The organism is Roseovarius sp. THAF8, from assembly GCF_009363735.1.
Classification (GTDB): domain Bacteria; phylum Pseudomonadota; class Alphaproteobacteria; order Rhodobacterales; family Rhodobacteraceae; genus Roseovarius.
Genome location: NZ_CP045410.1, coordinates 912,119 through 938,858, shown reverse-complemented (window position 1 = coordinate 938,858; position 26,740 = coordinate 912,119). Strand labels below are relative to the sequence as shown.

Sequence of the window (26,740 nt, the reverse complement as noted above, 5' to 3'; positions counted from 1 at the left end):
GCGGGGAGGTCCCGGGTCAGGCCCGGGACGGCGGGGGAGCGTCGGTGGCTCTTGCCCTTTGGAGGCGGTGTCTCTACCAGTTTCGGCATGAGGATTTTGTATCTTGGAGACGTGATGGGCCGGGCCGGGCGGCAGGCCGTCGCGGAACGTTTGCCGGGCCTGCGCCAAGCGTGGAAGCTGGATTTCGTCGTGGTCAACGGAGAGAACGCGACCGGTGGTATGGGTCTGAGCGGGGCACATGCCAAGGCGCTGCTGGAGGCGGGCGCGGATTGCCTGACGCTGGGGGATCACGCCTTCGACCAGAAGGACATGCTGCAATTCATCGAGGGCGAGCCGCGGATCGTGCGGCCTCTGAACTTCGCCAAGGGCGCGCCGGGACGCGGTGCGGCGGTCTTTTCCGACGCGCGCGGGCGCAAGGTGATGGTGGCGCAGGTGCTGGGGCAGGTGTTCATGAAACGCGCCTTCGACGACCCGTTCAGCGCCGTCGACACGGTGATGCGCGCCCATGTGCCGGGCGGCGGGGTGCAGGCCAGCCTGATCGACATCCATTGCGAGGCCACCAGCGAGAAGATGGGGATGGGGCATTACTGCGACGGGCGGGCGAGCATCGTCGTGGGCAGCCACACCCATGTGCCCACCGCCGACGCGCAGATCCTGCCGGGGGGCACGGCGTTCCAGTCGGATGCGGGCATGTGCGGCGACTACCTGAGCGTGATCGGGATGGAGAAGACCGAGCCGATGCGGCGCTTCGTGACCGGCATGGGCAAGGAGCGGTTCACGCCGGCGCTGGGCGAGGTCACGCTGTGCGGCCTGTATGTCGAGACGGATGACGCCACCGGCAAAGCCACGCGTGTCGAGATGGTCCGCGAGGGCGGGCGGCTGGCGCCGGGTGGCCCATGAAATCGGATCTTTGGCTTTATGCCATTCTGATTGCGATGGGGTTGGGGTGGGGCCTGACAATTCCGCTGGCCAAGATTGCCGTCAGCACCGGGCACCAGCCGGTCGGCCTGATTTTCTGGCAGCTGGTGGTGGTGGTGCTCTGCCTGGGCGCGGTGACTCTGATCCGGGGCCGCAGGATTATTTTCGGCCGGGCCTATCTGCGGCTCTTCGTGATGGTCGCGCTGTGCGGCGCGGTCCTGCCGGACGTTTTCTTCTATCTTGCCGCGGCGAAACTGCCGGGCGGCGTGATGTCGATCGTTGTCTCGAGCGTGGCGATGTTCTCGCTGCCGATCGCGGTGGCGCTGGGCAATGAGCGGTTCGAGTGGCAGCGCCTTGTCGGGGTGGTGATCGGCCTTGCGGGCATCGTGATGCTGGTGGGGCCGGAGGCGAGCCTGCCGGGCGCGGCCTCGGCGGGGTTCGTTCTGCTGGCACTGTGCGCGCCGGCGCTTTACGCAACCGAGGGCAACCTGGTGGCCTTGTGGGGCACGCAGGGCCTGGACCCGATGCAGGTGATCCTGGGCGCGTCGCTTGTCGGGCTGGTGATCTGTTTGCCGGCGGCGGTGATGAGCGGGCAGTGGATCAATCCGATGGACGGGATCGGCGTGCCCGAGCTGGCGCTGGCGGCGGGGGCGGCGCTGCACGCGCTGGTCTATGCGACCTATGTCTGGATGGTCGGGCGGGCCGGGTCGGTCTTTACCGCGCAGACGTCCTACATGGTGACGGCGGCAGGCGTGTTATGGTCGATGGCCCTGTTGCAGGAAAGCTATGCAATCTGGGTTTGGCTGGCGCTGGGTACGATGATGCTGGGCATGTTCCTGGTGCAGCCCCGGGCGGCACGGGTTCTTGTGCCGGGGCGCGTGATAGATGAGAATGCCGAAGCTGGCATGACATCGGACCGGGACGGGCAGAGCTGATGCAATTCATGGAACTTTCGCAGGGCGCCCAACCGCTGGTCGCCCTGGGCGTGGTCGCGGTGATGTTCGTGCTGTTCATCCGCGAGGTTTACCCCACCGAGGTGGTGGCGCTGAGCGGGGCCGCCGTGCTGTTGGCGCTGGGGGTGCTGCCCTATGACGCGGGGCTGGAGGTTCTGGCCAATCCCGCGCCCTGGACCATCGCGGGGATGTTCGTGGTGATGGGGGCGCTGGTGCGCACCGGGGCGCTGGATGCGTTCACCACGGTCGCGGACCGGCAGGCCAAGGTGAACCCCAAGCTGGCCATCGGGATGCTGATGGTCTTTGTTGTTTTCGGCTCGGCCTTCATGAACAACACGCCGGTGGTCGTGGTGATGATCCCGATTTTCGTGCAACTGGCGCGGACGCTGGGGGTGACGGCCTCGAAGATGCTGATCCCGCTGAGTTACGCCGCGATCCTGGGCGGCACGCTGACGCTGATCGGGACCTCGACCAACCTGCTGGTCGACGGGGTGGCACGGTCGCAGGGGATGGAGCCGTTCGGGATATTCGAGGTGACGCCGCTGGCGCTGTGTCTGGTGGCCTGGGGGGCGGTATACCTCTATTTCATCGCGCCGCGCCTGTTGCCGGACCGCGAGAGCATGGCGGACATGCTGTCGGACCGCTCGAAGATGAAGTTCTTCACCGAGGCTGTGATCCCGCCCGACAGCAACCTGATTGGCCGCGAGGTGACGGGCGTGCAGCTGTTCAAACGCGAGGGCGTGCGGCTGGTGGACGTGGTGCGGGGCGATATCTCGCTGCGGCGCAACCTGCAGGGGGTCGAGTTGCAGGTGGGCGACCGGGTGGTGCTGCGCACGCAGATGACGGAACTGCTGAGCCTGCAGCGCAACAAGGAGCTGAAGCGGGTCGACCAGGTGTCGGCGGTGGAGACGACGACGGTGGAGGTGCTGATCACGCCGGGCTGCAAGATGGTGGGGCGTTCGCTCGGCTCGCTGCGCCTGAGGCGGCGGTTCGGGGTCTATCCGCTGGCGGTGCACCGGCGGAACCAGAATATCGGGCGGCAGCTGGACGACCTGATCGTGCGGGTGGGCGACACGCTGCTGTTGGAAGGGGCGCCGGAGGACATCAAGCGGCTGGCGGGCGAGATGGACCTGGTGGACGTGAGCCAGCCCTCGGCCAAGGCGTTCCGGCGCGGGCACGCGCCCGTGGCGCTGGCGGCCCTGGCGGGGATCGTGGTTTTGGCCGCTTTGGGCGTGGCGCCGATCCTGGCGCTGACGGTGATCGCGCTGGCGGTGGTGCTGCTGTCGCGCTGCATCGACGCGGACGAGGCATTTTCCTTTGTCGAAGGGCGGCTGCTGGCGCTGATCTTTTCGATGCTGGCCATCGGTGCGGCGCTGGATGCGTCGGGCGCGGTGCAACTGATCGTGAACGCGGTAGCGCCAGGGCTGTCGGCATTGCCGCCCTTCCTGATCGTCTGGGCGATCTATCTTCTGACCTCGGTGCTGACGGAACTGGTGAGCAACAACGCGGTGGCGGTGGTGGTGACGCCCATTGCCATCGGGCTGGCGGATGCGATGGGGATCGACGCGCGGGCGCTGGTTGTGGCGGTGATGGTCGCGGCCTCGGCCAGTTTCGCCACGCCGATCGGGTACCAGACCAACACGCTGGTCTACGGGCCGGGGGGCTACAAGTTCACCGATTTCCTGAAGGTCGGCGTGCCGCTGAACCTGAGCGTGGGACTGCTGGCCAGTGCGCTGATCCCGTTCATCTGGCCGCTATAGGGCGGTCGCGGGGACTTCGAGTATTTTTGGAACAGTGAAAGATCCGGTGCGCCGTCCCTGACGGGTGACGTCCCCAAATCGTGATCACCCGCACGCCTTGGTTGTGGTACGCTGTAATCACAGGCGGGTGTTCCGCCAAGTGACGAGACCCGCCCAGACCCAATCCGACCGGGGATGCCCGGCCGAACGGAGGAATGGAGTGTCTCATGGTCAAAACAATCGGAAACCCGCTGTCATGGTTCTTTCAGGGCGTGTCTGGCGCGAGCCGGTCGGTGGGCGATGCCACCGTCGCGCTGAGTGGCGAGGCCGGTGCCACACCGAAGGTTAGGTCGTTGTCACACAGGGATCTGAGTGATGCCTTGCACAAGGGCTATGCCGATTTCAGCCGCTTTCGCAGCGACGTGATGTTTCTGGTGATGATCTATCCGGCGATCGGTCTTTGCCTGTCCTTCTTTGCCTTCCACAGGGCGATGCTGCCGATGCTGTTCCCATTGGCGGCAGGTTTTCTGTTGCTGGGGCCGGTCGTGGCGATCGGGCTTTACGAGATGAGCCGGCAGGCGGAGCGGCGCGAGGAGGTGGGCTGGAGCGCCGCTTTGTCGGTGGTCCGGGCCGAGAATGTCGGGCCGGTGCTGGTGATGGCGGTGTATCTGCTGGCGGTCTTCCTGATCTGGATGCTGGCCGCGATGAAGATCTATGACTGGACGCTGGGGCCGCAGCCGCCGCAGAGCCTGACAGGTTTCATGACGGACGTTCTGACGACCGGGCCGGGCTGGACGATGATCGTTGTCGGCATTGCCGTCGGCGCGGTCTTTGCTGTGACGGTACTGGCGGTCAGCCTGACGACCTTTCCGATGCTGATCGACCGCCGGGTCGGGCTGGCTGTCGCGGTGGCGACGTCGCTGCGCGTGATGCAGAAGAATCCGGCCATCGTGGCCCGGTGGGGGGCCATCGTGGCCGTCCTGATGCTGATCGGGACGGTGCCGTTATTCCTTGGGCTGATCATAGTGCTGCCGGTGTTGGGCCACGCGACATGGCATCTTTATCGTGCGGCGGTGGGGTGGGTGTAGCGTGTCTTCGACCCCCGATCGCAAATCCGGTTGTGCCCAAAGATGCAGAGCCGCAGGGCCGGTCTCATTCGGTCGTGGGTACTGTTGCGCGGCGGGGCTGGGCCGGTGGGCGGCTGAAGGCGATGCCTTTGCCGCAGACGGGATCAGCCGACGCCGCTTTGATCATTCGGCTGCATGGCGTGGCGGGGAAACCCCGCCCGCCCATGCAGTGGGGTCTACCTGTCAGCTGCCGCCACGCGCGCCTTGAGTCGCGGCCATGGCGACGCGGGTGATCGCGTGGATCTTGGTGAGGCCATCCTCGCCCGCGGTGTCATAGTCGAACTGGAGCCGATCGCCAGCGGCAAGGTCGGCGGGCAGGACGATGTCGCCGGGAATGTACCACACTGTCTTGTCAGAGAGCACGAGAACGTTGGTGTCGCGGTCGAATGAGACCACGTTGCCTTGGGTCTGGTCGGCGAATGCAGGAAGGGCCGCGAACGCGGCAAGGGCCGTTGCGATGATGATGCGCATGTCTGTATGTCCAGGGGAGGAAAGCACTCTTGGCGCGACCCCGCGCCTTGTAGCCGCCGGGTGGAGCCTCGCACCCGGATGCAGCGAAGATCGGTTGAGGCTGCCCCTGCGTCAAGATGCACGGTGTGAAATCTTGCGGGGCGCGCGCGGTTTCGGGCGGATTTTCGCGCGTCGGATGCCAAGAAGCTTGCCTGAAATGCCGGCTTGGGGAAGAAACCCCGAAACAACGAGGGATTCTCTGATGCGGCGTTTGATGGCCTTCATGCTGGTTTGCGTGGTTGCGGGATGCAGTGCGAAGGAGGCGCCGGAGCCGCGTGCCGCGCACAGCCCGCCGCTTTATCCCAACGAGACGCCGCAGCTTCGGGCGCTGATCAACCAGTATGCCGACGACTACGAGGTGCCACGGTCGCTGGTGCACCGGGTGGTGCAGCGCGAGAGCGATTATCGGCCCGGGGCGCGCAACGGGCCCTATTTCGGCATGATGCAGATCCTGCCCGCCACCGCACGGGGCATGGGGTTTCAGGGCGCGCCGAGCGACCTTCTGGATGCGGAAACCAACCTGAAATACGCGGTGAAGTACCTGCGCGGCGCATGGCTGGTGTCGGACGGCAGCGAGCCCGACGCGGTGATGTGGTACGCGCGGGGCTATTACTATGCCGCGCGGGACAAGTGTCTGCTGGTTCAGACCGGCTTGCGCGAGCGCGAGATCGCGCGGCACTGCCGCTGAGGCGGCGCGGCCTGGGCGGCCCGGATCGCGCGACATGACACGCCGGGCATGGGGGCGGTCCGGGGCCGGGCGGCGCGCCTGTCATCCTTCAAGAGATAGCCGCCGGTCTGGTCCAGCGCGGCGGCGCGGAGCGGGCGATTGGCGGGATTGCACAGGGGCCTGCGCCTGATTTATAGAGGCGTGAACTTTACGCATGTCATCGGAGGCACGTCATGGCCGGCCATTCCAAATGGGCCAATATCCAGCACCGCAAGGGCCGTCAGGATGCCCAGCGGGCGAAGCTCTTTTCCAAGCTGTCGAAAGAGATCACCATCGCCGCCAAGATGGGCGACCCGGACCCCGACAAGAACCCGCGCCTGCGACTGGCGGTCAAGCAGGCCAAGTCGCAGTCGATGCCCAACGACAATATCGACCGGGCGATCAAGAAATCGGTCGCGGGCGAGGGCGAGGATTACGAGGAAATCCGGTACGAGGGCTATGGGCCCAACGGCGTGGCGGTGATCGTCGAGGCGATGACCGACAACCGCAATCGCACCGCCAGCACGGTGCGCTCGACCTTTACCAAGCATGGCGGGAACCTGGGCGAGACCGGCTCTGTCGGGTTCATGTTCGAGCGCAAGGGGCAGGTGACCTACCCTTCGGATGCGGGCGATGGCGACACGGTGATGATGGCCGCGATCGAGGCCGGGGCCGAGGACGTGGAATCGGGCGAGGACGGGCACGTGATCTGGTGTGCCGATACCGACCTGAACGATGTCTCGACCGCGCTGGAGGCGGAGCTGGGCGAAAGCGAGGAGACCAAGCTGGCCTGGCGTCCGACGACCACCACCGAACTGGACCTGGAAGGCATGCAAAAGCTGATGAAGCTGATCGACGCGCTGGAAGACGATGACGACGTGCAGAATGTCACGACGAATTTCGAGGCCAGCGACGAGGTGATGGACCAGCTGGCGGCGGAGTGATCCGGCCCGCGTGGGTTTGAGGCGGCGCCCCGGCGGGGCGCCGTTTTGCGTTCGAGGCGGTTTCGTGCGCGGAGCCTGCGCTGTGCCGAGTTGTGGACCTTTTTGCGGCGCTGCGGCATGCTGCGCGCAGCCAGGGGAGTATAGACATGCAGATCGAACACGAAGACGGAGAGAGCAAGGGGCGCTATGTCACCCGGATCGACGACGGGCCGGAGGCGGAGCTGACCTATTCCAAGCTGGGGCGCACGGGCATGATCATCGACCATACCGGCGTGCCGGACGCGTATCGCGGCAAGGGCGTGGGGCTGGCGCTGGTGACCCGCGCGGTGGAGGATGCCCGCGCGGCGGGGCGCAAGATCACGCCGCTTTGCCCGTTTGCCGCGTCGCAGTTTCGCCGGCACCCGGAGTGGGCGGACGTTCTGGCCTGAGCTTGAAGGTGTGGCGCGTGTCGTCGCGCGGCGCTTCAACGTCGCAATCGCGGGTTGCGTCAGGGGCCGCTTGGCGGCAAAGTGAGAGTCCCGAAGGTGCCGCGCAGGTCGCGGAGAATTGGGAAGCCGGTGCAAGTCCGGCGCTGCCCCCGCAACGGTAAGGATGGGGGATACCGCAGATGGCCACTGGGGCGACATGCCCCGGGAAGGCGCGCGTATCCGCACCCCCGCCAAGCCCGGAAACCAGCCTTTGGGACGACGTCGAACCGCGGGGGGCGGTGCGGGCGGTGGACCGGAAAAGCGGTTCTCGCGCGGCCTTCCCTCGCCCCAGTCCGGCCCGGGGTGCGGCCGGAGGAAGAGCAGAAAGCATGAGCCTGACACCGATCATGAACGGGTTGGAGCGCAGCGGGGCCACCGGCGCCGAGGCCGAGGCCGTGGCGCGGCTGGGTTTCCTGGAGTGGGTCTTTGGCTATCCCGGCGCCGTCACGGCGGGGGTCGTGCGCGAGGCGCTGGCCGAACCCGCGGTCCGGAATGCCGACAGCGCGGCGGCCAGGGCGTTTGCCCGCGTGCTGGAGGAGGCGCGCCACGCCGCGCCGATGACGCGGGGCCGGCGCGGGCGGGCCGCAAGGGTGGTGCATTGATCCCAGGCCCTTGATCCTGCCGCGTGCCGGCGGGGTCGCTGGCTGTTTGCCGGCGCGGGGGCGGTGCGGCGAGGGCCTTGTGAACGCTGTCGGGGTAAAAAAGAAAAAACGGCGACGCCAGGGAGGAGGAGAGGCGCCGCCGTTCTTTACGTCGGGCCCCAGGGAGGAGGAAGGGACCGTTCGTCAGGTTTGGGTTCCAAGGGAACCCAGGTCTTGCCGGGACCGCACAAGGGAGGAGAGGCGGTATCCCGAACAGGTACCAAACGGGAGGAGAGGCACCTGATTGTTTTCGCGAGCGTTTGGCGCTGTGACCGTTTCCGTTCGCTGTTGAGTTAAAGATAGCGATATGCTGCGCATGCACAATACGTTTTGCTGCAACGCAGCTATGCAGTTGGCGCATAGAAGATCGGATCATTTTTTACGTGTGAAATCACCGCTTTGCCAGTTTTTTGGGCGGGGTTGAAACGGGGGTTGCACCTGCTTCTGGAAGTGCCACTTTCAACGCCGCAGATGCATGGAGACCGGGCATGACGAAAATACTCGAAAATGTGCGCCGAGAGCTGGACCGGCTGGAATTGCCGGACGGCGGGACGGTGATTTCGCGCGACATGGTGCGCGCGATGCGACTCGAAGGCGGCGAGGTGCGATTCGTGCTGGAGGCGCCCAGCCCCGAGATGGCCCGCCGGATGGAACCGCTGCGGGCCGCCGCCGAGCGTGCGGCGCTGTCGGTCGAGGGGGTGACATCGGCGCAGGTCGCGCTGACCGCAGAGGCGCCCGAGGCGCCCGAGGCGCCCGCGCCGACGCTGAAGGTCGGGCGGCATCCCGAGGGCGGCAGCGCGTCGATCCGGCCGAGCGGGGTGAAATCGATTCTCGCGGTGGCGTCGGGCAAGGGTGGCGTGGGCAAGTCGACCGTGGCGTCGAACCTGGCGGTGGCGCTAGCGCGGGCGGGTCGGCGCGTCGGATTGCTCGATGCCGATATCCACGGGCCGAGCCAGCCGCGCATGATGGGCGTGACCGAACGCGCCCAGAGCCCGGACGGCAAGATCCTGACGCCGTTGGAGGCGCATGGCGTCAAGATGATGTCCATCGGCCTGATGATCGAGGAGGATCGCGCCGTGGTGTGGCGGGGGCCGATGCTGATGGGGGCGTTGCAGCAGATGATGGCCCAGGTCGACTGGGGCGAGCTGGACGCGCTGCTGGTCGACCTGCCGCCGGGCACTGGGGACGTGCAGCTGACCCTGTGCCAGAGGGCGCAGCCCACGGGGGCGCTGGTGGTGTCGACACCGCAGGACGTGGCGCTGTTGGATGCGCGCAAAGCGATCGACATGTTCAACACGCTGAAGACGCCGGTGCTGGGGCTGATCGAGAACATGTCGATGTTTCACTGCCCGCAATGCGGGTACGAGGCGGCGATATTCGGCCATGGCGGCGTGGCAGCCGAGGCCGAGAGGCTGGGCCTGCCGCTGTTGGGGGCGTTGCCCATCGACCTCGACACAAGGCTTGGCGGCGATGCCGGGCGGCCCGTGGCGCTGGAGGACGGCGCGGTGTCGGACGCCTATGCGCGGCTGGCGGAAAGGTTGGTGCAGGGCGGGATGGCGTAGCCGGCGGGATTTGCAGCGACAGTCTGATGTGGGTTTATTGCGGACAAGTGTGATCTACATCCCCGAGCGCCATCGCCGGGCCGTGGGGGCGGCGATGGCGCGGGGCCTGCGGCTTGACTCCGCGCCGGGGCTATAGATCGGACGTCTTTTACGTCCGGCATAACCGACGTGAAGAAAGACACGTGTCGCGCGGAATCAAGGCCGGAGGCCGCCGCGCGATCGCCAGACCACCCCCCCGGGCTGGCGATTGGGTGACGGTGGTGCTTCGATCCGAGTTTTTGCGGACGTGGCGCGGATAAACTGCGCCGAACATCGGTCGGTCGCCAGCCCGCGGTCTGGCAATCAAGCGGCTTGTGAGGCTGACGTTTGGTTTGTCCGCAATTCGGCCATTCATCTTTATCGCGGCGAATGTACGGTCCGAGTCCGTGAGAGACACTAATATCGAGCCCCCAGCCGGTTAACAGCCGCGAAGCGGCCCGGCCATCGTCAGCCCCTCCCTTGGGCTGGCGATTTGGCTGAGGCTGGGCGCACCGATCATTCCGAGGATGTCTTTGGCTGGCATAAAGTGCTTCAGAATTTCCGTCGGATCGCCATCCCAGGGGCTGACGCTTGCCTCCGTCTTGAACGGCAGCGAGGTCTCGCACAGCGGACCTTGGAGGGTCTCGGAGCATCGTAGCTGCGGCGAAAGGCGGCTACTAGCCCTTACCAACTTTCGAAATTGGGCCCCCGGCCGGTTGACAGCCGCGAAGCTGCCCGGCCATCGTCAGCCCCTCCCTCGGGCTGGCGATTTGTCTGAGGCCGGGCGCAACAACCCTTCCGAGGATGTATTTGGCAGGCATAAAGTGCTTCAGAATTTCCGTCGGATCGCCACCCCAGGGGCTGACGCTCGCTTCCGTCGTGAACGGCGGAAAGGTCCGCTGAGCTGCCGGTGCGTGCAGGAGCGTGCCCCCACCGTCACGGTGGCCTGATCCCCCGTTAACCCCCCGTTGATACTTCCCGAAGCCCGGGTGCGGTCCGTGTCGCGCCTTTGCTGGCAATCACGTGACGCCTTGGGGGAAGGCCCCCGGGCGCGGAAAGGGAAATTCATGAACAAGGCAATCACCGATGGCATCGTCTTCATGCCGCCGCCTTTTGCGAACGGGCTGGATGTCTGGTCGAGCGAGAACGGCACGCCGGGGTCGGACACCTATGATGGCGCCGCCAATGCCGCCTTCGTCCCCGCCGACCAGGATTTCGGCGGCGCGCTGGAGGTCCAGAAGGTCCAGGGCACGCAGAAGCTGCGCTACATGGGCGAGACGCCGATCCTGCCGGGCTGTTACCTGCAGATCACCGCGCGGGTGAAGGCGGTGTCCGGCAGCCTGCCCAACGTGCGCATCGCCGGGTGGGCCGGCGGTGCGGGCGGCACTCACGTGACCGGGCTGACCGAGACCGGCCCCAGCGTGACGCTGACCAGTTACGGCGAGGTTTTCGAGGTCAGGGCCATCGTCGGCAGCGGCGACCGTGGCGGCGTGGACATGGTGTGGGGCACCGAGCCCCTGTACGGGCATTTCGGCATCGACCTGACGGGGCCGAACGGTGGCGTGGTGCGGATCGACGACCTGCGGATCGAGGATGTGACCGAAGTGTTCCTGCGCGACATCATCGGCCTGGTGGACGTGCGCGACTATGGCGCGAAGGGCGACGGCAGCACCGATGACCTGCCCGCCTTCGAGGCCGCCGACGCCGCCGCGAACGGCCGCACGGTCCTGGAGCCTGCGGGGACCTATTACCTGGCGGACAGCCTGACCATGCAAAGCAAGGTCAGTTTCGAAGGCGAGGTCACGATGCCGGTGGACAAGATCTTCGAACTGGTCAACGATTTCGACTTTTCCAAGTACGTGGATGCGTTCGGCGGCGATACGGAGATGGCCTTCAAGAAGGCCTACCAGGCGCTGCTGAACAACCCCGGCCACGTGGAGCTGGACATGAAGGGCCGCAAGGTGGCGCTGCGCGAACCCGTGGACATGCAGGCCGCCGTGCCGAACCGGACCACCTACAAGACGCGGCACGTGATCAAGAATGCGCAGTTTTCGGTCTTTCCGGGGCCGAACTGGGACACCGATACCGTCACCTCGCAAGCCACCTACAACGCCAATGACAACAAGCGGCTGACCAATGTCGCCAATGTGGCCAACATCCAGGTGGGGTCGCTCGTGACCGGCAACGGGGTGGGCCGCGAGGTTTACGTGCGGGCCAGGAATGTGGGCGCCCAGACGGTGACGTTGAGCCAGCCGCTCTACGACGCGGAAGGCACGCAGAACTATACGTTCAAGCGTTTCAAATACATGTGGGATTTCAGCGGCTTCGCCCAGGTTTCGAAGTTCGCGGTGTCCAATATCGAGTTCCAGTGCGGCGGCGATTGCAGTGCCGTGCTGCTGCCGCCCGCCGGATCGGCGATCCATTTCCGGGATTGCTTTTTCACCCAGCCGCGCGACCGGGGCATCACCAGCCACGGCGAGGGCGACCAGGGCATGATGATCGACCGCTGCCAGTTCCTGTCCCGGGAAAGCCCGCTGCTGGTACCGGACCGGACCACGATCGGCGTCAACTGCAACGGCAATGACATCAAGATCCGCAACTGCCGCTGCAATTTCTTCAAGCATTTCGCGATCCTGGCGGGGTCGTCCAGCATCATCATGGGCAACCACTGTTTCCAGGGCGACAGCGCCGATCCCGGCCCGCGCAGCGCGATTTTCGTGCTGACGCGGACCAACAATCGCGGCACGATCACCGGGAACTATATCTGCGACGGGTCGATCGAGTGGGCCAACGAGTATGACGAGGCGCCAGATTTTTCGAGCGAGTTCTCGTTCAGCGCGCTGTCGATCACCAGCAACGTGTTCCTCAGCCAGAGCACCGCGCCGTCGTTCAACTTTCTGATCGTGAAGCCCTACGGGCCGGGGCATTTCATCAACGGGCTGACGGTGACGGGCAACACGGTGCGGCTGATCGACGGGCCGATCGACCGTTTCGAGGGGATCGACACCAGCTTTGCCACGCTGAATTTCGAGCGGTTCCGCAACATCCGCTTCGAGGACAACGCCTATTTCAACGTGAACATCCAGGTGGAAAACCCGCTGGTCCTGCAACATACCGAGGCCAGCGCGCAGAAGACCTGGGTCGTGGCGCCGCATCCCAAGCTGCCCTTCGAGGCCTGGGCGCAGACGGTCGAGGCGATCGTGCCGGAAGGGCCGATCCGCGAGGCCAATGGCGACGCCTATTTCGGCATCCCGTATTATGACGGCAAGGAAGGCCCGAACAAGGATCAGGTCAACCTGCGCTGGGAAAAGGCGGTCAGCGGGACGGTCACGATGCGGGTCAGGATCGACGACCTGATCTGACGCGAGGGTCGTTCGCGACCCCTGTCAGAACTGGTGCCAGAAGCCGATTTTCAGCTTGAAATCATCGGCTTCTGCCACGCCGGCGACCACGCCGATCTCGGCATGATATCCCGGGGCGATCCGGTGGACATAGGACGGCGCCAGCTTGGCGTAAGGGGCGCTGTCGGTCGGGATGCCCGTCTGCAGTTGCAAGATCACCTTGGCGTCGGGGCCGGGGCTGAGGCCGAACGTGATGTCGGTTTCCAGCACGCCGTCGAAACTGTCGATGATCACCGCCCGGCTGTCGACGCTGATCCAGCCGGGCGTGTCCCCAAGCGCGACCCCGCGCCCCAGGCTGAGGCCGGGGCGCAGGGCGAAGGTTTCCCGCGCCATCCCGAGGCCGAATTCGGCGGCGAGGCGCAGGGGGCGGTCGGTGGCGCCGACGGGCCAGCGCAGAAAGGCGATGGCATTGGACATGTCGTCCTCGTGGCCGCCCGCGTCGAGGCCGAGCGTCAGCCGGTCGGTCAGCCCGTGTTCGGCATAAATCGAGCCGTAGAAGCCGCCGCCGTCGGAGAGGCCGCCCTCGGCGTCGATCTCGATCGAGGTGCTGAGAAACGTCCGGTCCTCGGCGCGCAGCCACGGTCCGGCCAGCGCCGGGACGGGGGCGGCGAGCAACAGGACCGGAATGACGACGCGCTTGAGCGGCATAGCACCTCACGCGGTCAGCTTGGTCAGATTTGGTAAATGCCAGGTTAATGCGGCCCGGTCAGCCGGGCCTGTCGCGGGGCACCGCGATCAGGCCGAGCTGGCGTGCCCCGGCCACGGACAGGATATCGGAATCGAAGCCCTGCGGCTTTTGAAAGCTGCGGATGGCGGCGCGCGTGCGACGGTCCATCTCGCCGTTGATCGGCCCACGATAAAGCCCGCGGGCCTTGAGCGCGCGCTGCACCGAGGCGTTGAATTCAGGCGTCAACTCGGCCCGGCAGGGGACCTGGAACCGGGTCACGCGGCGTTCCTGCACGATCTTCTGTGCGGTCTCGGTGCGATAGCTGGCGGGGCGCGTGACGGTGCCGTCCCCGGCGACCTCCGCGGGGCTGACCAGGATCTGTTCGGTCACGGTCTCCACCACGGCGGGCGACGTATCCTGGGCCCAGCAGGTGCCGGGGGCCGCGCCGGGGGGCGGGGTGTCCAGCCGTTGCACCGCGTCGGGGGCGGCGGCGGTGCGGGGCACCTCGCCACAGGCGGCCAGCGCAAGGAATGCGCAAGGGGCAATCAGGGTCGGTCGGATCATCTGCTCGTGCCTTTTTAGGCGTGTTTTGCAGCATCTTACCCGGTTTCACCCGCTTGGGGAAGCGTGCAGTCATCCGCGCTCTCCAGCAGGCGGTCGAGCAGGGGCGAGATATCCTCGACCTCCTCGGCGATGACATGCACCACGCCCGATTGCCGCTGGATCCGGCCCGTGATGCGTAACAGCCGTCCGGCGATGACGGCCCGGCGGTATTGTTCGTAAAGCGCGCGCCAGACCACGACGTTGACCACGCCGGTCTCGTCCTCCAGCGTCAGAAAGATCACGCCCTTGGCGGTGCCGGGCCGCTGGCGCAGGATCACGAGGCCCGCCACCGTCACGCGCGCGCCTTCGGGCGGATCGGCCAGGCGCGCGGCCACCAGCGCGGCCGGCGGGCGGGGCCAGTCATGTGGGGCGGCGGCGGTGAGAACTCTCATGGGAACAAAGATAGAACATGCTGGATTTTAGGCAACTCTTTTCCCGGCGATGTCGCAAATGGGACTGGCATCGCCTACATGGCGCGGCTAGGAACCCTTGAAAAACGCAAGCGACGGGAGCCCGATTTCATGGCCAAGATCACCTATATCGAACATAACGGCACCAAGCACGAGGTGGAGGTCGCCAACGGCCTGACCGTGATGGAAGGCGCGCGCGACAACAACATTCCCGGCATCGAGGCCGATTGCGGCGGCGCCTGCGCCTGTTCGACCTGCCATGTCTATGTCGACCCGGCCTGGGTCGAGAAGCTGCCGGCGAAGGACGACATGGAAGAGGACATGCTGGACTTCGCGTTCGAGCCCGACCCCGAGCGCTCGCGCCTGACGTGCCAGCTCAAGGTCAGCGACGCGCTGGACGGCCTTGTCGTGCAGATGCCCGAGAAACAGATCTGACCCGCCCCTTCCTCTGGCTGTAAATATTCCGGGGGTGCGGGGGCTGGCCCCCGCTTTACAACGCGTGCGGGGGCTGGCCCCCGCTTTACAACGCGTGCGGGGGCTGGCCCCCGCATCGGTCTGACCGGGCGCAGCGCGGTCCGAACCTCAGTCCAGCGCCCGCCATCCGATATCGCGGCGGCAGAACCCTTCGGGCCAGTCGATCCTGTCGATCATGCCATAGGCCCGGTCGGCGGCCTCGCGCAGGGTGTCGCCCCGCGCGGTCACGTTCAGCACCCGGCCGCCCGTGGCGGTGATCTTTCCGTCCGTCTCGCCGGTGCCGGCGTGGAACACCATGTGAAAGCTGTCTTCCGGGCAGTCGTCCAGCCCGCTGATGACGCTGCCTTTCTCATAGGCGCCGGGATAGCCCCTTGCCGCCATCACCACGGTCAGGGCGTGGTCGTCGGCCCAGTTGGCCTCGACCTGGTGCAGGCGCCCCTCGGCGGCGGCCTGCATCAGGTCCAGCGCCTGTGCCCCGAGGCGCAGCATCAAGACCTGGCATTCGGGGTCGCCGAACCGCACGTTGTATTCCACCAGCCGGGGCTGGCCGTCCTTGATCATCAGCCCGGCGTAGAGCACGCCCTGGTAGGGCATGTCGCGCTCGGCCATGACGCGCAGGGTGGGGCGGATGATCTCCTCCAGCGCCTTTTCGGCCACGGCGTCGGTCAGGACAGGCGCTGGGGAATAGGCGCCCATGCCGCCGGTGTTGGGGCCGGTGTCGCCGTCGCCCACGCGCTTGTGATCCTGCGCGGTGCCCATGGGCAGGGCGGTCTGGCCGTCACACAGCACGAAGAACGACGCCTCTTCGCCGACCATGAATTCCTCGATCACCACCTCGGCGCCGGCGCTGCCGAAACTGCCGCCGAACATGTCGTCGATGGCGGCGTGGGCCTCTTCGACCGTCTGGGCGATGATCACGCCCTTGCCGGCGGCCAGCCCGTCGGCCTTGACAACGATGGGTGCGCCCTGCTCCGTCACGTAGTCCTTCGCCGCCCCGGCGTCGGTGAAGTGGCCATAGGCGGCGGTGGGCGCGTTGGCGGCGTCGCAGATCTCCTTGGTGAAGCTCTTGGAGGCTTCGAGCTGGGCCGCCGCTTGCGACGGGCCGAACACCAGAAAACCCGCGTCGCGCAGCCGGTCGCCCACGCCCGCGGCGAGCGGCGCCTCGGGGCCGATGATGACGAACTCGATGGCGTTGGCCTCGCAGAAATTGACCACGGCGGCCCCGTTCTCGATGTCCAGGCTGGCGCATTCGGCGATCAGCGCGATCCCGGCATTGCCCGGCGCGACGATCAGCTTGTCGCATTTGGGGTTCTGCATCACCGCCCAGGCCAGGGCATGTTCGCGCCCGCCGCCGCCGAGAATGAGGATATTCATCTGTACCAAGACTCCGGTTTTGTTGGTTCTCTAATCGGTCGCCTTCGGGGTGGCAAGGACCCCGCCCGAGGCACGCCGTGATCCCGGGCCGCGGCTGCCAGGGGCGCGCCGCGTGCACGCCCGAGCGGACAGGTGCGACCGTCTGTCGAGGGAACGGATCGGGTGCAGGCGGCGTTTTCGGGTCAGAACGTAGATGTTATCCAGGAGTAATGAGATGCCCAAACTGCACAACCGACGAATCGCCATACTCGCCACCGATGGCTATGAACAATCCGAGCTGGAAAAACCCCGCGATGCGCTGCTGAGCGAGGGGGCCGAGGTACATATCGTCTCGACCCATTCCGGCCAGATCCGTGGCTGGAATGAAAACGACTGGGGCGACTCGGTGAATGTCGACAAGACGCTCGACGACGCCAGCCCCGCCGACTACGACGCGCTGGTGTTGCCCGGCGGCCAGATCAATCCCGACATGCTGCGCAACGACAAGAGCGCCGTGCGCTTCATCAAGGCGATCTTCGAGGCCAAGAAGCCCATCGCCGCCATCTGCCACGCGCCGTGGCTGCTGGTCGAGGCGGGTATCGCCAAGGGGCGCAAGCTGACCTCGTTCCATTCGATTCGCACCGACATGGAGAATGCCGGCGCTATATGGGAAGACAGCCCGGTCGTGGTCGACCAGGGCGTGGTGACCAGCCGCAATCCCAACGACCTGCCGAACTTTTGCGGCAAGATGATCGAGGAAATCTGTGAAGGCCGTCACGACGCCCGTGCCGCCTGACCTTTTCAACCGGGGCGGGATGCGTCAAAGATGCGGTCATGTCCGACCTGATTGACGATCCCGACCCCGGCGCAAACGCCCCCGAATTCTCGGTCTCCGACCTGTCGGGGGTGATCAAGCGCATGATCGAGGGAGAGTTTTCCCACGTGCGAGTGAAGGGCGAGGTGGGACGCGTGAGCCGGCCTCGCTCTGGCCATGTCTACATGGACCTCAAGGACGATCGCTCGGTACTGGCCGGGGTGATCTGGAAGGGTGTCGCCAGCAAGCTGGCGGTGCAGCCCGAAGAGGGGATGGAGGTCGTGGCCACGGGCCGGCTGACCACGTTTCCCGGGCAGTCCCGTTATCAGATCGTCATCGAAGACCTGAAGCCGGCGGGCATGGGCGCGTTGATGGCCATGCTGGAGGCGCGGCGCAAGGCGCTGGCGGGTGAGGGCCTGTTCGCTCCCGAGCGCAAGAAGCGGCTGCCCTACCTGCCGGAAGTCATCGGGGTGGTGACCTCGCCCTCGGGTGCGGTGATCCGGGATATCCTGCACCGGCTGCGCGACCGTTTTCCCCGCAAGGTGTTGATCTGGCCTGTCGCCGTGCAGGGTGAGAAATGCGCGCCCGAGGTGACGCGGGCCATTCAAGGCTTCAATGCGCTGACACCGGGCGGGGCGCTGCCGCGCCCGGACCTTCTGATCGTGGCGCGCGGCGGGGGCAGTATCGAGGACCTGTGGGGGTTCAACGAGGAATCGGTGGTGCGCGCCGCAGCCGCCTCGGAAATTCCGCTGATTTCCGCCGTCGGGCACGAGACGGATACGACGCTGATCGACTTTGCCTCGGACAAGCGCGCGCCGACGCCCACGGCGGCGGCGGAACTGGCGGTGCCGGTGCGGCTGGACCTGCTGGCCTGGCTGGACGGGCAGGAAGGCCGGCTGTTGCAGGCGCTGAAGGGGCAGGTGACGGCCCGGCAGCAACGGTTGCGCGACCTGAGCCGGGCGCTGCCCCGGGGCGAGGCCCTGCTGGACGGGCCGCGTCAGAGGCTGGACGGGATGTCGGACAAGTTGCCCGGGGCGTTGCGCGCGTCGATCCAGGTGCGGCAGGTCAAGCTGTCCGAAAAGGCCGGGGCGCTGCGGCCCGGTATGCTGCGGGAGCGCGTGCGGAACCGCCGCGAGGGGTTTGCGTCGCTGGCCGCGCGGGTGAACACGCGGGCCTTGCAGCGCGACATCAACCAGAAACGCACGGAGTTCGACCGCATCACGAAGCGATTGTCGGACGTGGGCGCACGGCAGGTCACCACCTGGCGCGACCGGCTGGCCGCGCAGGACCGCTTGCGCGAGACGCTGGGTTACAAGGCGACACTGGAGCGGGGCTATGCCGTGGTGCGCGGCGACGGGGCGCTGGTGACGACGAAGGACGCGGCACAGGCGGCCGGCGCGCTGGAGATCGAGTTTGCCGACGGGCGGCTGGCGGTCGGTGGGGGCGATGCGGCCGCGACCCCGTCCCGGGCCGCCGAACGGGAGCCTGCGGCAAAGCCCGCGCCGAAGCCCAAGAAGACACCGCCCGAGCAGGGCAGCCTGTTCTAGCGCGGTTTCACACGCCGATCTCGGGGCCGAGGCAGTGGAGCGGCTCGCCGGTCTGTTCCGTCTCGTAAAGCTGGGTCCGGGCCGGGTCGTTCTCGAACTGCGCGACGAGGCCCGAGCCGGAGCGCCGGAAGCTCCAGCACTGGGGGTCGGGCTTGCCCTCGTAGACGAAACAGATCAGCCCGTCATCCTCGTACCACTCGCCGTCCTGGCATTCCCCGTCGAGGAAGGACCAGCGCACGCGGCGGTTGTCGAGATATTCCTCGCCGCCATAGGGCGCGCCCTGGGCGCCGTAATAGAAGGTCTTGCCGCGGGTATAGGCGTCGAACTCGTCGGCCGACATGAGGTCCTGGGCGACGGCGAAAAGGGGTGTGGCGGCAAGGACGCAGGCAAGCAAGAGGCGCATGGCGTGATCCTGACAGATGCGGACGGGGGAGACCACGGGTTATTCGCCCGGCACGGGCCTGGCCGCGGTCACGCGGGCGCGATCCCGCCATTTGGCGCAACGGCGGTCCATGATGCGGCGCCACAGCGTGGGGAAGAGCGCGATGGTGGCCATCAGCGGCAAGGGCAGGGGCAGCATCGGCATGGTCGCGGGGTCGAGTTGCAGCGCGGGATAGCCGCGCGCGGGGGTGACATGGTGATCCGAGTGGCGCGGGGCATTCAGCATCAGCGCCGAGGAGAACCAGTGCGGCGTGTTCCAAGAATGCTGCGGGCCGACGGGTTCCAGCCGGCCATCGGGCAGGGTGGCGCGGCGCAGGCCGTAATGCTGAACGTAATCCGACAGGAGGATCTGCATCTGCGCATAAAGCGAGAGTGCCAGAAGCGCCGCCAGCGCCGGGACGCCGCCGATCAGCGTCGCGGCCAGCATCAGCGCCGCGGCGCCGCCGATGTAGAGCGCGTAAGGATGGCTCCAGAGCGGCTTGCGGCCGGCCCGCAGGCGGGTCTCGGCCTTAAGGCCCGCGCGGAACGATCCCGCGCTGGCCCGCAGGGCGTAGCGGTAGAACCCTTCGCCGGGCCGGGCGCTGTTGGGGTCGCCGTCGCTGCCCACGTGGACATGGTGCACCCGCAGGTGGGCGCTGGCGTGGTGGCCGACCAGCAGCGAGGTGTAGATCAGCCGGCCCAAGAGGCGCAGGGACCGGGCCTTGCGGTGGATGAGTTCGTGCGCGACGGGGTGCGAGATCTGGCCGAAGAAGAGCCCGGTGGCGAAGCCCGTGAGAAACCGTTCGACCCCCGACAGGCCGGACGGCCCCGCAATGGCCCAGAGCGCGGCGGCATAAAGGCCGAAATGCGCGAGGCCGAGCGCGGCCAGCAGCGTGTCGGCGGCGGGAAACTCGGCCTTGGGGTCGGTATTGGCGGCCTCGACCGCGATCAGGCGGTCCAGAAGGAAGGTCAGTACCGTGAGATACCCCAGCGCCAGCCACGCCCAGGCACCGCCCCACGCCGCACCCAGCCCGATCAGCAGGACGGGCAGGCATGTCGCGATGGTGAAAAGACGCAGGTCTTTCATGGGGCCTCTGGGATCTTTCTTTGCCGGAACCCTTAACATGGGGGCGATTACGATTCGCTCAATCTTCGATGTCGGGTTGGCCGGATAAACCTGCGGCGGCGTGACGAGGGAGCAAGGTTTATACCCCTAGGGATGATTTTGGGGGTATGTACTCTGCTTTTGATTGAGGGTGGGAGCTTGGACGTGCGCCGTGGGCCGGGCGTGATCCGGTCAGTCGTTGCGGTAGACGGCGCAGATGCAGCCCGCCTTCTTGAATTTCGCGCAGTCGCGCCAGGCCGCATCGCGGCTGTCGCGGCCGAGGCGGGCCATGAAATAGCCGCCCTTGGGGCTGGCGCGGCTTTTCTGGAACAGCAGGTCGGGGTCTTCCTTGCCGATCAGGCCGGCGCAGGCGCGGGTCTGGGCCCTGAACTTGGCCAGGGACGCTTTCTTGGTGACACCAAAGGCCATCTGGATGCCCCAGGGTTTGACCTTGGGCAGGTAGGATTTGAGCGCGGTCATGCGGCGGTTGCGGGCGAGGTCAAAGCACGCCTTGTCGAAGGGCAGATCTTGTGACAGGCGCAGATCGGGTGTCGGCACGGGCTCTTCGGTCCAGTTGGGGTAGGGGACGCCGGTGATGATGCGAACGTAGTCGACGGTCTCCTGCGCCAGCCCGCCGGTGCCGGCGATCAGCCCTTCGGCGCGGCGCTCGCCGCCGTTATAGCCGATGGCGGCGAGGCCGGGATTGCCGTAGCGCCGGGCCATTTCGGCCAGGTACTGCGCGGAATGCTCCAGCGCCTCGGCGGGGTTGTAGGGGTCCGAGAGGCCGCGCAGCCTGGCCGTTGAGGGGATGAACTGGGCGATGCCGCGGGCGTTGGCGGGGCTGAGCGCGTTGGGATCGAAACGGCTTTCCTGCCAGATCAGGCGGGCGAAGAAATGCGGGTCGAGCCCGTGCCGGGTGGCGAAGGTCTCAATGGCGTTGCAGGTGTCGTAGACGAAATGCGCCTTGCGGATGCACAGGGGCGGCCCCCACTTGTCGGTGGAACAGATCGTGTCGGGCGGCGTCGCCAGCGCGGGGCCGGGGACCAGCATCGAGACGAGAAGGACGAGGCGAAGAAGCATGTCGGCATGGTTGCGTGCGGGACGCCCTTGTCAATGGTGGGTTTTCATCGGGGGCGGGGCGGTTTAACTGGAGAGGTCAGAAAGCAGGGGTGTCTCAATGGCGTTTTTCCGCAAGCTGAAGGATCGGTTGTTCAAGTCTTCCTCGAAGCTGGAGGAAGGGCTGGACGCGATTGTCGAGGACGGGGGCGAGGCCGAGGAGCTGACCGAGGCGGCGGAACCGGACCCAAAGCCGGAGCCTGCGCCGGAAACTGAGCCGGAGCCTGACCCTCAGCCGACTCCTGAGCCGGAACCGGCGCCTGAGCCGGAACCAGAACCTCAGCCGAGGCCTGACCCGGAACCAGAGCCCGAGCCTGACCCGGAGCCCGAGCCTGACCCGGAGCCCGACCCGGACCCGGACCCCGAGCCACGGCCCGAGCCGCGTCCGACGCCTCCGCCGGAGCCGCGTCCCGACCCGTCGCCGCCGGAAGTTCCCGCGCCGCCGAGCGAGGTGCCGCCAGCCGCGCCGCAGGAGGTGCCGCAGACTCCGCCCCTGGAAGACCCCGTGCGTGCGCCCGATCCGCAGCCCATGCCGACGCCGATCGAGATCCCGCCCGACACGCCGAAGAGCGAGGCCGCGCCTGCCGCGCGCGCGGGTATCCTGGGGCGTCTTCTGGGCCGGGGCGAGGCCAAAACGGTGGTGCGCCGGGTGCTCGACGACGATATGCTGGAACAGCTCGAAGAGCTGCTGATCACCGCCGATATGGGGGTCGACACGGCCCTGCGCGTCACCGCGAACATGGCCGAGGGGCGGATGGGGCGGAGGTTGTCGAGCCAGGAGATCAAGGAGCTTCTGGCGCGCGAGATCGCGCGGATCATGGAGCCGGTGGCCAAGCCCATGCCGCTGTACCCCAAGCGTCCGCAGGTGGTGCTGGTGGTGGGGGTCAACGGATCCGGCAAGACCACCACCATCGGCAAGCTGGCGAGCCAGTTCAAGGCGGCGGGCAAGTCGGTGGTGATCGCCGCGGGCGACACGTTTCGCGCCGCCGCGGTGGAGCAGTTGCAGGTCTGGGGCGACCGCGCGAGGGTGCCGGTGCTGACCGCGCCCGAGGGCAGCGACCCGGCGAGCCTTGCCTTCGATGCGATGGACAAGGCGGAAAAGGACGGTGCGGACCTGCTGATGATCGACACGGCGGGGCGATTGCAGAACCGCGCCGACCTGATGGAGGAACTGGCCAAGATCGTGCGCGTCATCCGCAAGAAGGACCCGGATGCGCCCCACAACACCCTGCTGGTGCTCGACGCCACCACCGGGCAGAACGCGCTGAGCCAGGTCAAGACGTTCCAGGAACTGGCCGATGTCTCGGGGCTGGTGATGACCAAGCTGGACGGCACCGCGAAGGGCGGCGTGCTGGTGGCGCTGGCCGACAAGTTCGGTCTGCCGATCCACGCCATCGGGGTGGGCGAGCAGATCGACGACCTGGCGCCGTTCGACCCGGAGGATTTCGCCAACGCGCTGACGGGTCTGGAGGCATGATGCGGCGGCTCGTGATGAGCCTGGGCCTTGTTCTGCCGGTGGCCGTGCAGGCCCAGCCGGTGATGGACCGGGAGACCTGTCGGACGGGCTGGCAGGCGGTCAACGCGGCGATGGGGCAGGCGTCAAGGTTCCAGACCATCGAGCCCATGGTCACCGATGACGGCTGGTGCCGGATCGACCGCAGCGTGGCGGATCTGCGCGACAAGGATTTCTCGGAATTGGAGTGGCGCGCGACCGGCGTTACGCAAGCGATCGAGGAAAGCGGTTTTCCGGAAAGCCTGGAGGCGCGTTTTTCCGGCATCGACATGATCGAGGCGTTCGGAATGGACTTGCCGCCGGAGCGGGCTGGCGCGATGGCCGGCCTGACCGTGATGGCCGAGCGTGACCCGGAAACGCTGGATTTCGCGATCCGGGCGATGGACTTTGATTTCGGCGCGCTTGGCGCGGCCAAATTCAGCCTTGTTGGCGGGGGGATCGACCTGTCGGGGCTGAAGCGGATGCAGATCACCATCGGGGGGATGCGGATCCGCGAGGCGGCCCTGTCGCTGGACACGACGCCGGAACTGTCGCGGGCGTTGAGCGCGGGCCTTGCGGGTCAAGAGCAGCTGGCGTTGATGCGCGAGGTGGTGCGCGTGTTGCCAGACGACACCGTGTCGGAGGAGAGCCGCGCGGCGCTGGTCGCCTTTCTGGAGGCCGCCCCGGCGCAGGACGGCACGCTGGAGCTGCGCGCCACGTCGGAGGCGGGGATGGGCATGATCCAGTTGGCCGGGGGCGGAATGCGGCTTGGGGAAAGTGTCAGCGATGAGGATGTGAAGGACGCGGCCGCGCTGCTGTTGAGCGGGGTGCGGATCGAGGCGACCTGGGCCCCCCGGGACTGAAACGCAGACCCGACGCGGGGGGAGGCACGGTCAGTGCGTGCCCATCAACTTCTCGATCTGGCCCAGCACGAAGAGCACGATCACGACGATGGCAGCAGCCATGGCGGCCAGCGGGATCTGGCCCGCGCCGCAGCCAAGGCCCACGGCGCCGGCGAGCCAGAGCGAGGCGCCGGTGGTGACGTTGCGCACCTTGTCGCCCGCGGTAAAGATGAGCCCCGCGGCAAGGAAGGCGACGCCGGCTGTCACCGCCTCGATCATGCGGATGGGATCGTTACGCTGCTCGCTGTTGCCGCCGCTGAAATCGAGCGCGGCCAGTTCGCGGCCGATGATCACGAACAGGCAGGCTGCGACGGACACCAGGATATGCGTGCGCAGGCCGGCGGGCTTGTCGCGCATCTCGCGTTCGAACCCGATGAAAGCGCCGAGCACGACGGCGACGCTCAGGCGCGCGAAGGCGACCGAGGCCGGGACCACTGAGAACGTGCCCTGCACCTCGTTCACGATCTGGTCCATGAATGCCGCGAGCATGGGTTGCATGGAGGATCAACTTTGCAGTGCTGTCAGGGTTCCGTCGCGTCGCCAAAGGGGCCGTTTGGCGGGTTTGCCCGCATGGCGCGGGAGGCAGGGCTTGAATTGCCGGTTTCCGAGACGAGGTAAGCCTGACGTCGATGCCGCAGACCGCGGCTCGCACCCCTGGAATAGGAGCTTTCTCATGCCCGACGCCCTGTCATCCGCCGCCGCGTTTCCCGTGATCGAGATCGACCGCCTGGACGGCGGGACGATCCGCCTTGGCAAGCCCGAGGCACTGCCGTGGCACCTGATTTTCGTCTATCGTGGGATCCACTGCCCGATCTGCCGCCAGTACCTGCAGGACCTGGAGCCGAAGCTGCAGGAATTCGCGGATATGGGGATCGAGGTGGTGGCCGTCTCGGCCGATACGGAAGCCAAGGCGCGGAAAATGCGGGCGGACCTTTCCCTTTCGGTACCGCTGGGGTACGGGATGGACGTGGCGCAGATGCAGGCGCTGGGGCTCTATGTCTCGGACCCGCGCTCGCCCGAGGAAACCGACCGGCCCTTCGCGGAACCCGGCCTGTTCCTGGTCAATCCGGAGGGCGATTTGCACATGGTGGATATCTCGAACGCGCCGTTCCTGCGCCCGGAGCTGGAGAAGTTGCCGTCGCGGATCAGGTACGTCCTGGATAACGACTATCCCATCCGGGGCACGCATGAAGGCTGAAGGGCGGACGGGACCGCGCGGGGGGTGTGACACCGGCGCATGAGCGAATGGATCGTCTCGCTTGAGGGGACCGAGGCCGGTCACCAGCTTGCCCTCGGGCTGGCCTTGCTGGCCGCGGTCCTGCACGCTCTCTTCGGGGCGTTGCAGAAAGGGCGGCACGATCCGTGGCTGACGCGGGGGGCGATCGACGGGTCCTACGCGCTGATGGCGGCGCCGTTCGCCCTGTTGGTGGTGCCGTGGCCCGAGCCGCATTTGTGGCCGATATTCGCCACCGCTTGGCTGATCCACACGCTCTACAAGATATTGCAGGCGATGGCCTACATGCGCGGCGCCTACACGGTGGTCTATCCGGTGGTGCGGGGCACGGGGCCGCTGTTTACCGTGATCGGGGCCTACCTGCTGTTCGGCGAGACCTTCAACGCGGTGCAATGGACCGGCGTGGGCGTGCTGCTGGCCGGGATCTATGGCCTGGCGATCTATAACCTGCGCACGATCAAGCTGGACCGGGAGACCATGCCCGCCGCGCTGGGGCTGGCGGTGCTGACCGGGCTTTTCGTGGCGCTTTACACCACCTACGACGCCTACGGCATCCGGGCCACCGCGGACCCGTTCACGTTCTTGGCGTGGTTCTTCATGATCGACGGGCTGACCTTTCCGGTCATTGCCTATCGCCGCTGGCGCGGGATGGAGACCCCGCCCGAGCCCGGGCCGCTGATGCTGCGCGGGTTTGCCGGCGGGGTCATCGCGTTCTTTTCCTTCGGGTCGATCATGATGGCCACGCGGCTGGACAAGGTGGGCGAGGCGGCGGTGCTGCGCGAGACCTCGACGGTGTTCGCCGCCCTGATCGGGTGGCTGATCCTGAAGGAAACGGTGGGGCCGCGGCGGATCGCGCTGATGGCATTGATTGCAGCCGGCGCGGTCATAGTTGAGAGTGGCGGCTGAAACGGAAAGGCGAGGCGATGGACGACAAGAACGCGAATGGCAAACTGAAGGCGGTGCTGGAATTCGGCCCGGTGCTGGGGTTCTTCGTGGCCTACCTGATGCTGAAGGACCGCGTGTTCACCATCGGCGGGACCGAATACGAAGGCTTCATCGTCATCACGGCGGTATTCATCCCGGTACTGCTGGCCTCGACCGCGCTGATGTGGAAGCTGACGGGGCACCTGTCGAAGATGCAGATCTTGACGGCGGTTCTGGTCGTGGTCTTCGGCGGGCTGACGGTGTGGCTGAACGATCCGAAATTTTTCCAGATGAAACCTACGATCATATACCTGTTCTTTGGCACGGTTCTGGGCATCGGCCTGCTGCGGGGGCGGTCCTATCTGCAATACGTGATGGACGGGCTGATGCCGCTGACCGACGCGGGCTGGATGATCCTGACCCGGCGAATCACGATCTTCTTTTTTGCCATGGCGGCGCTGAACGAGCTGGTCTGGCGCACGCAGAGCGAGGAAACCTGGGTCTATTTCAAGACCTTCGGCCTGATGGCGGCGATGTTCGTGTTCTTCATGATGCAGGGCAAGCTGATCGCCGAGCATGGCACGGATGACGGCGGCAAGTCCTGATCCGTTCGGCGGCCGTTTCGTCTAGTCGGGTCCTTGAAACCCTGCGGGCCAAGCTGTCGCCCCATTGATCCGGCACGCAGGGCGGCAT

27 protein-coding genes and 1 riboswitch are annotated in these 26,740 nt (G+C 66.6%); of the genes, 18 read left to right on the top strand and 9 right to left on the bottom strand.

What is annotated here, in order from left to right; genetic code table 11:
• Nucleotides 1-87 precede the first annotated feature (87 nt).
• The 4 genes from FIU85_RS04590 to FIU85_RS04575 all read left to right on the top strand — a co-directional run bounded on the left by FIU85_RS04590 (nt 88) and on the right by FIU85_RS04575 (nt 4,698).
• The gene (locus FIU85_RS04590; RefSeq protein ID WP_152496018.1) at nt 88-900 is read left to right on the top strand and encodes a TIGR00282 family metallophosphoesterase; all 813 of its coding nucleotides are present in this window, start codon (nt 88-90) and stop codon (nt 898-900) included.
• Nucleotides 897-1,853 carry a DMT family transporter gene (locus FIU85_RS04585; protein ID WP_152491865.1) on the top strand — a complete coding sequence of 319 codons (957 nt, stop codon included), beginning with the start codon at nt 897-899 and terminating at the stop codon, nt 1,851-1,853. The genes FIU85_RS04590 and FIU85_RS04585 overlap by 4 nt, the downstream gene beginning before the upstream one ends.
• A complete protein-coding gene (locus tag FIU85_RS04580; protein ID WP_152496017.1) occupies nt 1,853-3,631 on the top strand; it encodes an SLC13 family permease in 1,779 nt (592 codons plus the stop codon). The genes FIU85_RS04585 and FIU85_RS04580 overlap by 1 nt, the downstream gene beginning before the upstream one ends.
• Before the next feature lie 206 nt (nt 3,632-3,837).
• On the top strand, nt 3,838-4,698 hold the full coding sequence (locus tag FIU85_RS04575; RefSeq protein WP_152496016.1) for a DUF2189 domain-containing protein: 861 nt from the start codon (nt 3,838-3,840) through the stop codon (nt 4,696-4,698).
• A gap of 222 nt (nt 4,699-4,920) precedes the next feature.
• On the opposite strand, the gene FIU85_RS04570 is transcribed toward FIU85_RS04575, so the two are convergent.
• Nucleotides 4,921-5,208, bottom strand: a complete 288-nt coding sequence (locus FIU85_RS04570) for a hypothetical protein (RefSeq protein ID WP_152496015.1) — start codon at nt 5,206-5,208, stop codon at nt 4,921-4,923.
• Between the two features lie 241 nt (nt 5,209-5,449).
• Here FIU85_RS04570 and FIU85_RS04565 point away from each other — a divergent pair, with 241 nt between their 5' ends.
• From FIU85_RS04565 to FIU85_RS04540, 6 genes are all read left to right on the top strand, one after another.
• Nucleotides 5,450-5,935 (top strand): lytic transglycosylase domain-containing protein, encoded by a 486-nt coding sequence (locus FIU85_RS04565; protein WP_152491869.1) that lies wholly within the window; start codon nt 5,450-5,452, stop codon nt 5,933-5,935.
• Nucleotides 5,936-6,147: 212 nt separating this feature from the next.
• Entirely contained in the window at nt 6,148-6,897 is a 750-nt protein-coding gene (locus FIU85_RS04560; protein WP_152491870.1) for a YebC/PmpR family DNA-binding transcriptional regulator, read from the top strand.
• 146 nt (nt 6,898-7,043) lie between these two features.
• Nucleotides 7,044-7,325, top strand: coding sequence for a GNAT family N-acetyltransferase (locus FIU85_RS04555; RefSeq protein WP_152496014.1), 282 nt, complete (start codon nt 7,044-7,046; stop codon nt 7,323-7,325).
• A 77-nt stretch (nt 7,326-7,402) separates the two neighbouring features.
• A riboswitch (cobalamin riboswitch) is annotated at nt 7,403-7,592 on the top strand.
• Between the two features lie 101 nt (nt 7,593-7,693).
• Complete coding sequence (locus FIU85_RS04550) at nt 7,694-7,966, top strand: hypothetical protein (protein ID WP_254701809.1); 273 nt, start codon at nt 7,694-7,696, stop codon at nt 7,964-7,966.
• Between the two features lie 527 nt (nt 7,967-8,493).
• Nucleotides 8,494-9,567, top strand: coding sequence for an Mrp/NBP35 family ATP-binding protein (locus FIU85_RS04545; RefSeq protein ID WP_152496013.1), 1,074 nt, complete (start codon nt 8,494-8,496; stop codon nt 9,565-9,567).
• 1,085 nt (nt 9,568-10,652) lie between these two features.
• The gene (locus FIU85_RS04540; protein ID WP_152496012.1) at nt 10,653-12,947 is read left to right on the top strand and encodes a glycosyl hydrolase family 28-related protein; all 2,295 of its coding nucleotides are present in this window, start codon (nt 10,653-10,655) and stop codon (nt 12,945-12,947) included.
• Between the two features lie 24 nt (nt 12,948-12,971).
• On the opposite strand, the gene FIU85_RS04535 is transcribed toward FIU85_RS04540, so the two are convergent.
• The 3 genes from FIU85_RS04535 to FIU85_RS04525 are packed head-to-tail and all read right to left on the bottom strand — an operon-like array spanning nt 12,972 to nt 14,648.
• Nucleotides 12,972-13,634 (bottom strand): hypothetical protein, encoded by a 663-nt coding sequence (locus FIU85_RS04535; RefSeq protein WP_152496011.1) that lies wholly within the window; start codon nt 13,632-13,634, stop codon nt 12,972-12,974.
• A 58-nt stretch (nt 13,635-13,692) separates the two neighbouring features.
• A complete protein-coding gene (locus FIU85_RS04530) occupies nt 13,693-14,217 on the bottom strand; it encodes a peptidoglycan-binding protein (protein WP_152496010.1) in 525 nt (174 codons plus the stop codon).
• A 35-nt stretch (nt 14,218-14,252) separates the two neighbouring features.
• Entirely contained in the window at nt 14,253-14,648 is a 396-nt protein-coding gene (locus FIU85_RS04525) for an OB-fold nucleic acid binding domain-containing protein (protein ID WP_152496009.1), read from the bottom strand.
• Between the two features lie 129 nt (nt 14,649-14,777).
• Between FIU85_RS04525 and FIU85_RS04520 the strand changes: the two genes are divergently transcribed.
• A complete protein-coding gene (locus tag FIU85_RS04520; protein ID WP_057793755.1) occupies nt 14,778-15,101 on the top strand; it encodes a 2Fe-2S iron-sulfur cluster-binding protein in 324 nt (107 codons plus the stop codon).
• Between the two features lie 147 nt (nt 15,102-15,248).
• Here the strand turns inward: FIU85_RS04520 and purD are convergent, their stop codons facing one another.
• Nucleotides 15,249-16,514: a phosphoribosylamine--glycine ligase gene (purD, locus tag FIU85_RS04515; protein WP_152496008.1), complete on the bottom strand. Its 1,266-nt coding sequence runs from the start codon at nt 16,512-16,514 to the stop codon at nt 15,249-15,251.
• A gap of 214 nt (nt 16,515-16,728) precedes the next feature.
• On the opposite strand from purD, the gene FIU85_RS04510 reads away from it, so the two are divergent.
• Complete coding sequence (locus FIU85_RS04510; protein ID WP_152496007.1) at nt 16,729-17,289, top strand: type 1 glutamine amidotransferase domain-containing protein; 561 nt, start codon at nt 16,729-16,731, stop codon at nt 17,287-17,289.
• Nucleotides 17,290-17,327: 38 nt separating this feature from the next.
• Nucleotides 17,328-18,854, top strand: coding sequence for an exodeoxyribonuclease VII large subunit (xseA, locus tag FIU85_RS04505; protein ID WP_152496006.1), 1,527 nt, complete (start codon nt 17,328-17,330; stop codon nt 18,852-18,854).
• Between the two features lie 7 nt (nt 18,855-18,861).
• Here xseA and FIU85_RS04500 read toward each other — a convergent pair whose 3' ends face one another.
• The 3 genes from FIU85_RS04500 to FIU85_RS04490 all read right to left on the bottom strand — a co-directional run bounded on the left by FIU85_RS04500 (nt 18,862) and on the right by FIU85_RS04490 (nt 21,459).
• Entirely contained in the window at nt 18,862-19,257 is a 396-nt protein-coding gene (locus FIU85_RS04500) for a hypothetical protein (RefSeq protein WP_152496005.1), read from the bottom strand.
• A 39-nt stretch (nt 19,258-19,296) separates the two neighbouring features.
• Nucleotides 19,297-20,361 carry an alkane 1-monooxygenase gene (locus tag FIU85_RS04495; protein ID WP_368372976.1) on the bottom strand — a complete coding sequence of 355 codons (1,065 nt, stop codon included), beginning with the start codon at nt 20,359-20,361 and terminating at the stop codon, nt 19,297-19,299.
• A 210-nt stretch (nt 20,362-20,571) separates the two neighbouring features.
• Nucleotides 20,572-21,459 carry a lytic transglycosylase domain-containing protein gene (locus tag FIU85_RS04490; RefSeq protein WP_152496004.1) on the bottom strand — a complete coding sequence of 296 codons (888 nt, stop codon included), beginning with the start codon at nt 21,457-21,459 and terminating at the stop codon, nt 20,572-20,574.
• Between the two features lie 97 nt (nt 21,460-21,556).
• Here FIU85_RS04490 and ftsY point away from each other — a divergent pair, with 97 nt between their 5' ends.
• Nucleotides 21,557-22,972 (top strand): signal recognition particle-docking protein FtsY, encoded by a 1,416-nt coding sequence (gene ftsY, locus FIU85_RS04485; protein WP_152496003.1) that lies wholly within the window; start codon nt 21,557-21,559, stop codon nt 22,970-22,972.
• A complete protein-coding gene (locus FIU85_RS04480; protein ID WP_152496002.1) occupies nt 22,972-23,850 on the top strand; it encodes a hypothetical protein in 879 nt (292 codons plus the stop codon). The genes ftsY and FIU85_RS04480 overlap by 1 nt, the downstream gene beginning before the upstream one ends.
• A gap of 30 nt (nt 23,851-23,880) precedes the next feature.
• Here FIU85_RS04480 and FIU85_RS04475 read toward each other — a convergent pair whose 3' ends face one another.
• Nucleotides 23,881-24,387 (bottom strand): MgtC/SapB family protein, encoded by a 507-nt coding sequence (locus FIU85_RS04475; protein WP_254703003.1) that lies wholly within the window; start codon nt 24,385-24,387, stop codon nt 23,881-23,883.
• 175 nt (nt 24,388-24,562) lie between these two features.
• Here FIU85_RS04475 and FIU85_RS04470 point away from each other — a divergent pair, with 175 nt between their 5' ends.
• The 3 genes from FIU85_RS04470 to FIU85_RS04460 are packed head-to-tail and all read left to right on the top strand — an operon-like array spanning nt 24,563 to nt 26,652.
• Nucleotides 24,563-25,087 (top strand): peroxiredoxin-like family protein, encoded by a 525-nt coding sequence (locus FIU85_RS04470; RefSeq protein ID WP_152496001.1) that lies wholly within the window; start codon nt 24,563-24,565, stop codon nt 25,085-25,087.
• 39 nt (nt 25,088-25,126) lie between these two features.
• Nucleotides 25,127-26,029 (top strand): DMT family transporter, encoded by a 903-nt coding sequence (locus FIU85_RS04465; protein ID WP_152496000.1) that lies wholly within the window; start codon nt 25,127-25,129, stop codon nt 26,027-26,029.
• A 17-nt stretch (nt 26,030-26,046) separates the two neighbouring features.
• Entirely contained in the window at nt 26,047-26,652 is a 606-nt protein-coding gene (locus FIU85_RS04460; RefSeq protein WP_152491886.1) for an inner membrane-spanning protein YciB, read from the top strand.
• Nucleotides 26,653-26,740: the final 88 nt, after the last annotated feature.

What these genes read in the sequence shown, in the direction of transcription:
- FIU85_RS04590 (WP_152496018.1), top strand. Translation starts at nt 88, where the DNA reads ATGAGGATTTTGTATCTTGGAGACGTGATGGGCCGGGCCGGGCGGCAG.
- FIU85_RS04585 (WP_152491865.1), top strand. Translation starts at nt 897, where the DNA reads ATGAAATCGGATCTTTGGCTTTATGCCATTCTGATTGCGATGGGGTTG.
- FIU85_RS04580 (WP_152496017.1), top strand. Translation starts at nt 1,853, where the DNA reads ATGCAATTCATGGAACTTTCGCAGGGCGCCCAACCGCTGGTCGCCCTG.
- FIU85_RS04575 (WP_152496016.1), top strand. Translation starts at nt 3,838, where the DNA reads ATGGTCAAAACAATCGGAAACCCGCTGTCATGGTTCTTTCAGGGCGTG.
- FIU85_RS04570 (WP_152496015.1), bottom strand. Translation starts at nt 5,208, where the DNA reads ATGCGCATCATCATCGCAACGGCCCTTGCCGCGTTCGCGGCCCTTCCT.
- FIU85_RS04565 (WP_152491869.1), top strand. Translation starts at nt 5,450, where the DNA reads ATGCGGCGTTTGATGGCCTTCATGCTGGTTTGCGTGGTTGCGGGATGC.
- FIU85_RS04560 (WP_152491870.1), top strand. Translation starts at nt 6,148, where the DNA reads ATGGCCGGCCATTCCAAATGGGCCAATATCCAGCACCGCAAGGGCCGT.
- FIU85_RS04555 (WP_152496014.1), top strand. Translation starts at nt 7,044, where the DNA reads ATGCAGATCGAACACGAAGACGGAGAGAGCAAGGGGCGCTATGTCACC.
- FIU85_RS04550 (WP_254701809.1), top strand. Translation starts at nt 7,694, where the DNA reads ATGAGCCTGACACCGATCATGAACGGGTTGGAGCGCAGCGGGGCCACC.
- FIU85_RS04545 (WP_152496013.1), top strand. Translation starts at nt 8,494, where the DNA reads ATGACGAAAATACTCGAAAATGTGCGCCGAGAGCTGGACCGGCTGGAA.
- FIU85_RS04540 (WP_152496012.1), top strand. Translation starts at nt 10,653, where the DNA reads ATGAACAAGGCAATCACCGATGGCATCGTCTTCATGCCGCCGCCTTTT.
- FIU85_RS04535 (WP_152496011.1), bottom strand. Translation starts at nt 13,634, where the DNA reads ATGCCGCTCAAGCGCGTCGTCATTCCGGTCCTGTTGCTCGCCGCCCCC.
- FIU85_RS04530 (WP_152496010.1), bottom strand. Translation starts at nt 14,217, where the DNA reads ATGATCCGACCGACCCTGATTGCCCCTTGCGCATTCCTTGCGCTGGCC.
- FIU85_RS04525 (WP_152496009.1), bottom strand. Translation starts at nt 14,648, where the DNA reads ATGAGAGTTCTCACCGCCGCCGCCCCACATGACTGGCCCCGCCCGCCG.
- FIU85_RS04520 (WP_057793755.1), top strand. Translation starts at nt 14,778, where the DNA reads ATGGCCAAGATCACCTATATCGAACATAACGGCACCAAGCACGAGGTG.
- purD (WP_152496008.1), bottom strand. Translation starts at nt 16,514, where the DNA reads ATGAATATCCTCATTCTCGGCGGCGGCGGGCGCGAACATGCCCTGGCC.
- FIU85_RS04510 (WP_152496007.1), top strand. Translation starts at nt 16,729, where the DNA reads ATGCCCAAACTGCACAACCGACGAATCGCCATACTCGCCACCGATGGC.
- xseA (WP_152496006.1), top strand. Translation starts at nt 17,328, where the DNA reads ATGTCCGACCTGATTGACGATCCCGACCCCGGCGCAAACGCCCCCGAA.
- FIU85_RS04500 (WP_152496005.1), bottom strand. Translation starts at nt 19,257, where the DNA reads ATGCGCCTCTTGCTTGCCTGCGTCCTTGCCGCCACACCCCTTTTCGCC.
- FIU85_RS04495 (WP_368372976.1), bottom strand. Translation starts at nt 20,361, where the DNA reads ATGAAAGACCTGCGTCTTTTCACCATCGCGACATGCCTGCCCGTCCTG.
- FIU85_RS04490 (WP_152496004.1), bottom strand. Translation starts at nt 21,459, where the DNA reads ATGCTTCTTCGCCTCGTCCTTCTCGTCTCGATGCTGGTCCCCGGCCCC.
- ftsY (WP_152496003.1), top strand. Translation starts at nt 21,557, where the DNA reads ATGGCGTTTTTCCGCAAGCTGAAGGATCGGTTGTTCAAGTCTTCCTCG.
- FIU85_RS04480 (WP_152496002.1), top strand. Translation starts at nt 22,972, where the DNA reads ATGCGGCGGCTCGTGATGAGCCTGGGCCTTGTTCTGCCGGTGGCCGTG.
- FIU85_RS04475 (WP_254703003.1), bottom strand. Translation starts at nt 24,387, where the DNA reads ATGCAACCCATGCTCGCGGCATTCATGGACCAGATCGTGAACGAGGTG.
- FIU85_RS04470 (WP_152496001.1), top strand. Translation starts at nt 24,563, where the DNA reads ATGCCCGACGCCCTGTCATCCGCCGCCGCGTTTCCCGTGATCGAGATC.
- FIU85_RS04465 (WP_152496000.1), top strand. Translation starts at nt 25,127, where the DNA reads ATGAGCGAATGGATCGTCTCGCTTGAGGGGACCGAGGCCGGTCACCAG.
- FIU85_RS04460 (WP_152491886.1), top strand. Translation starts at nt 26,047, where the DNA reads ATGGACGACAAGAACGCGAATGGCAAACTGAAGGCGGTGCTGGAATTC.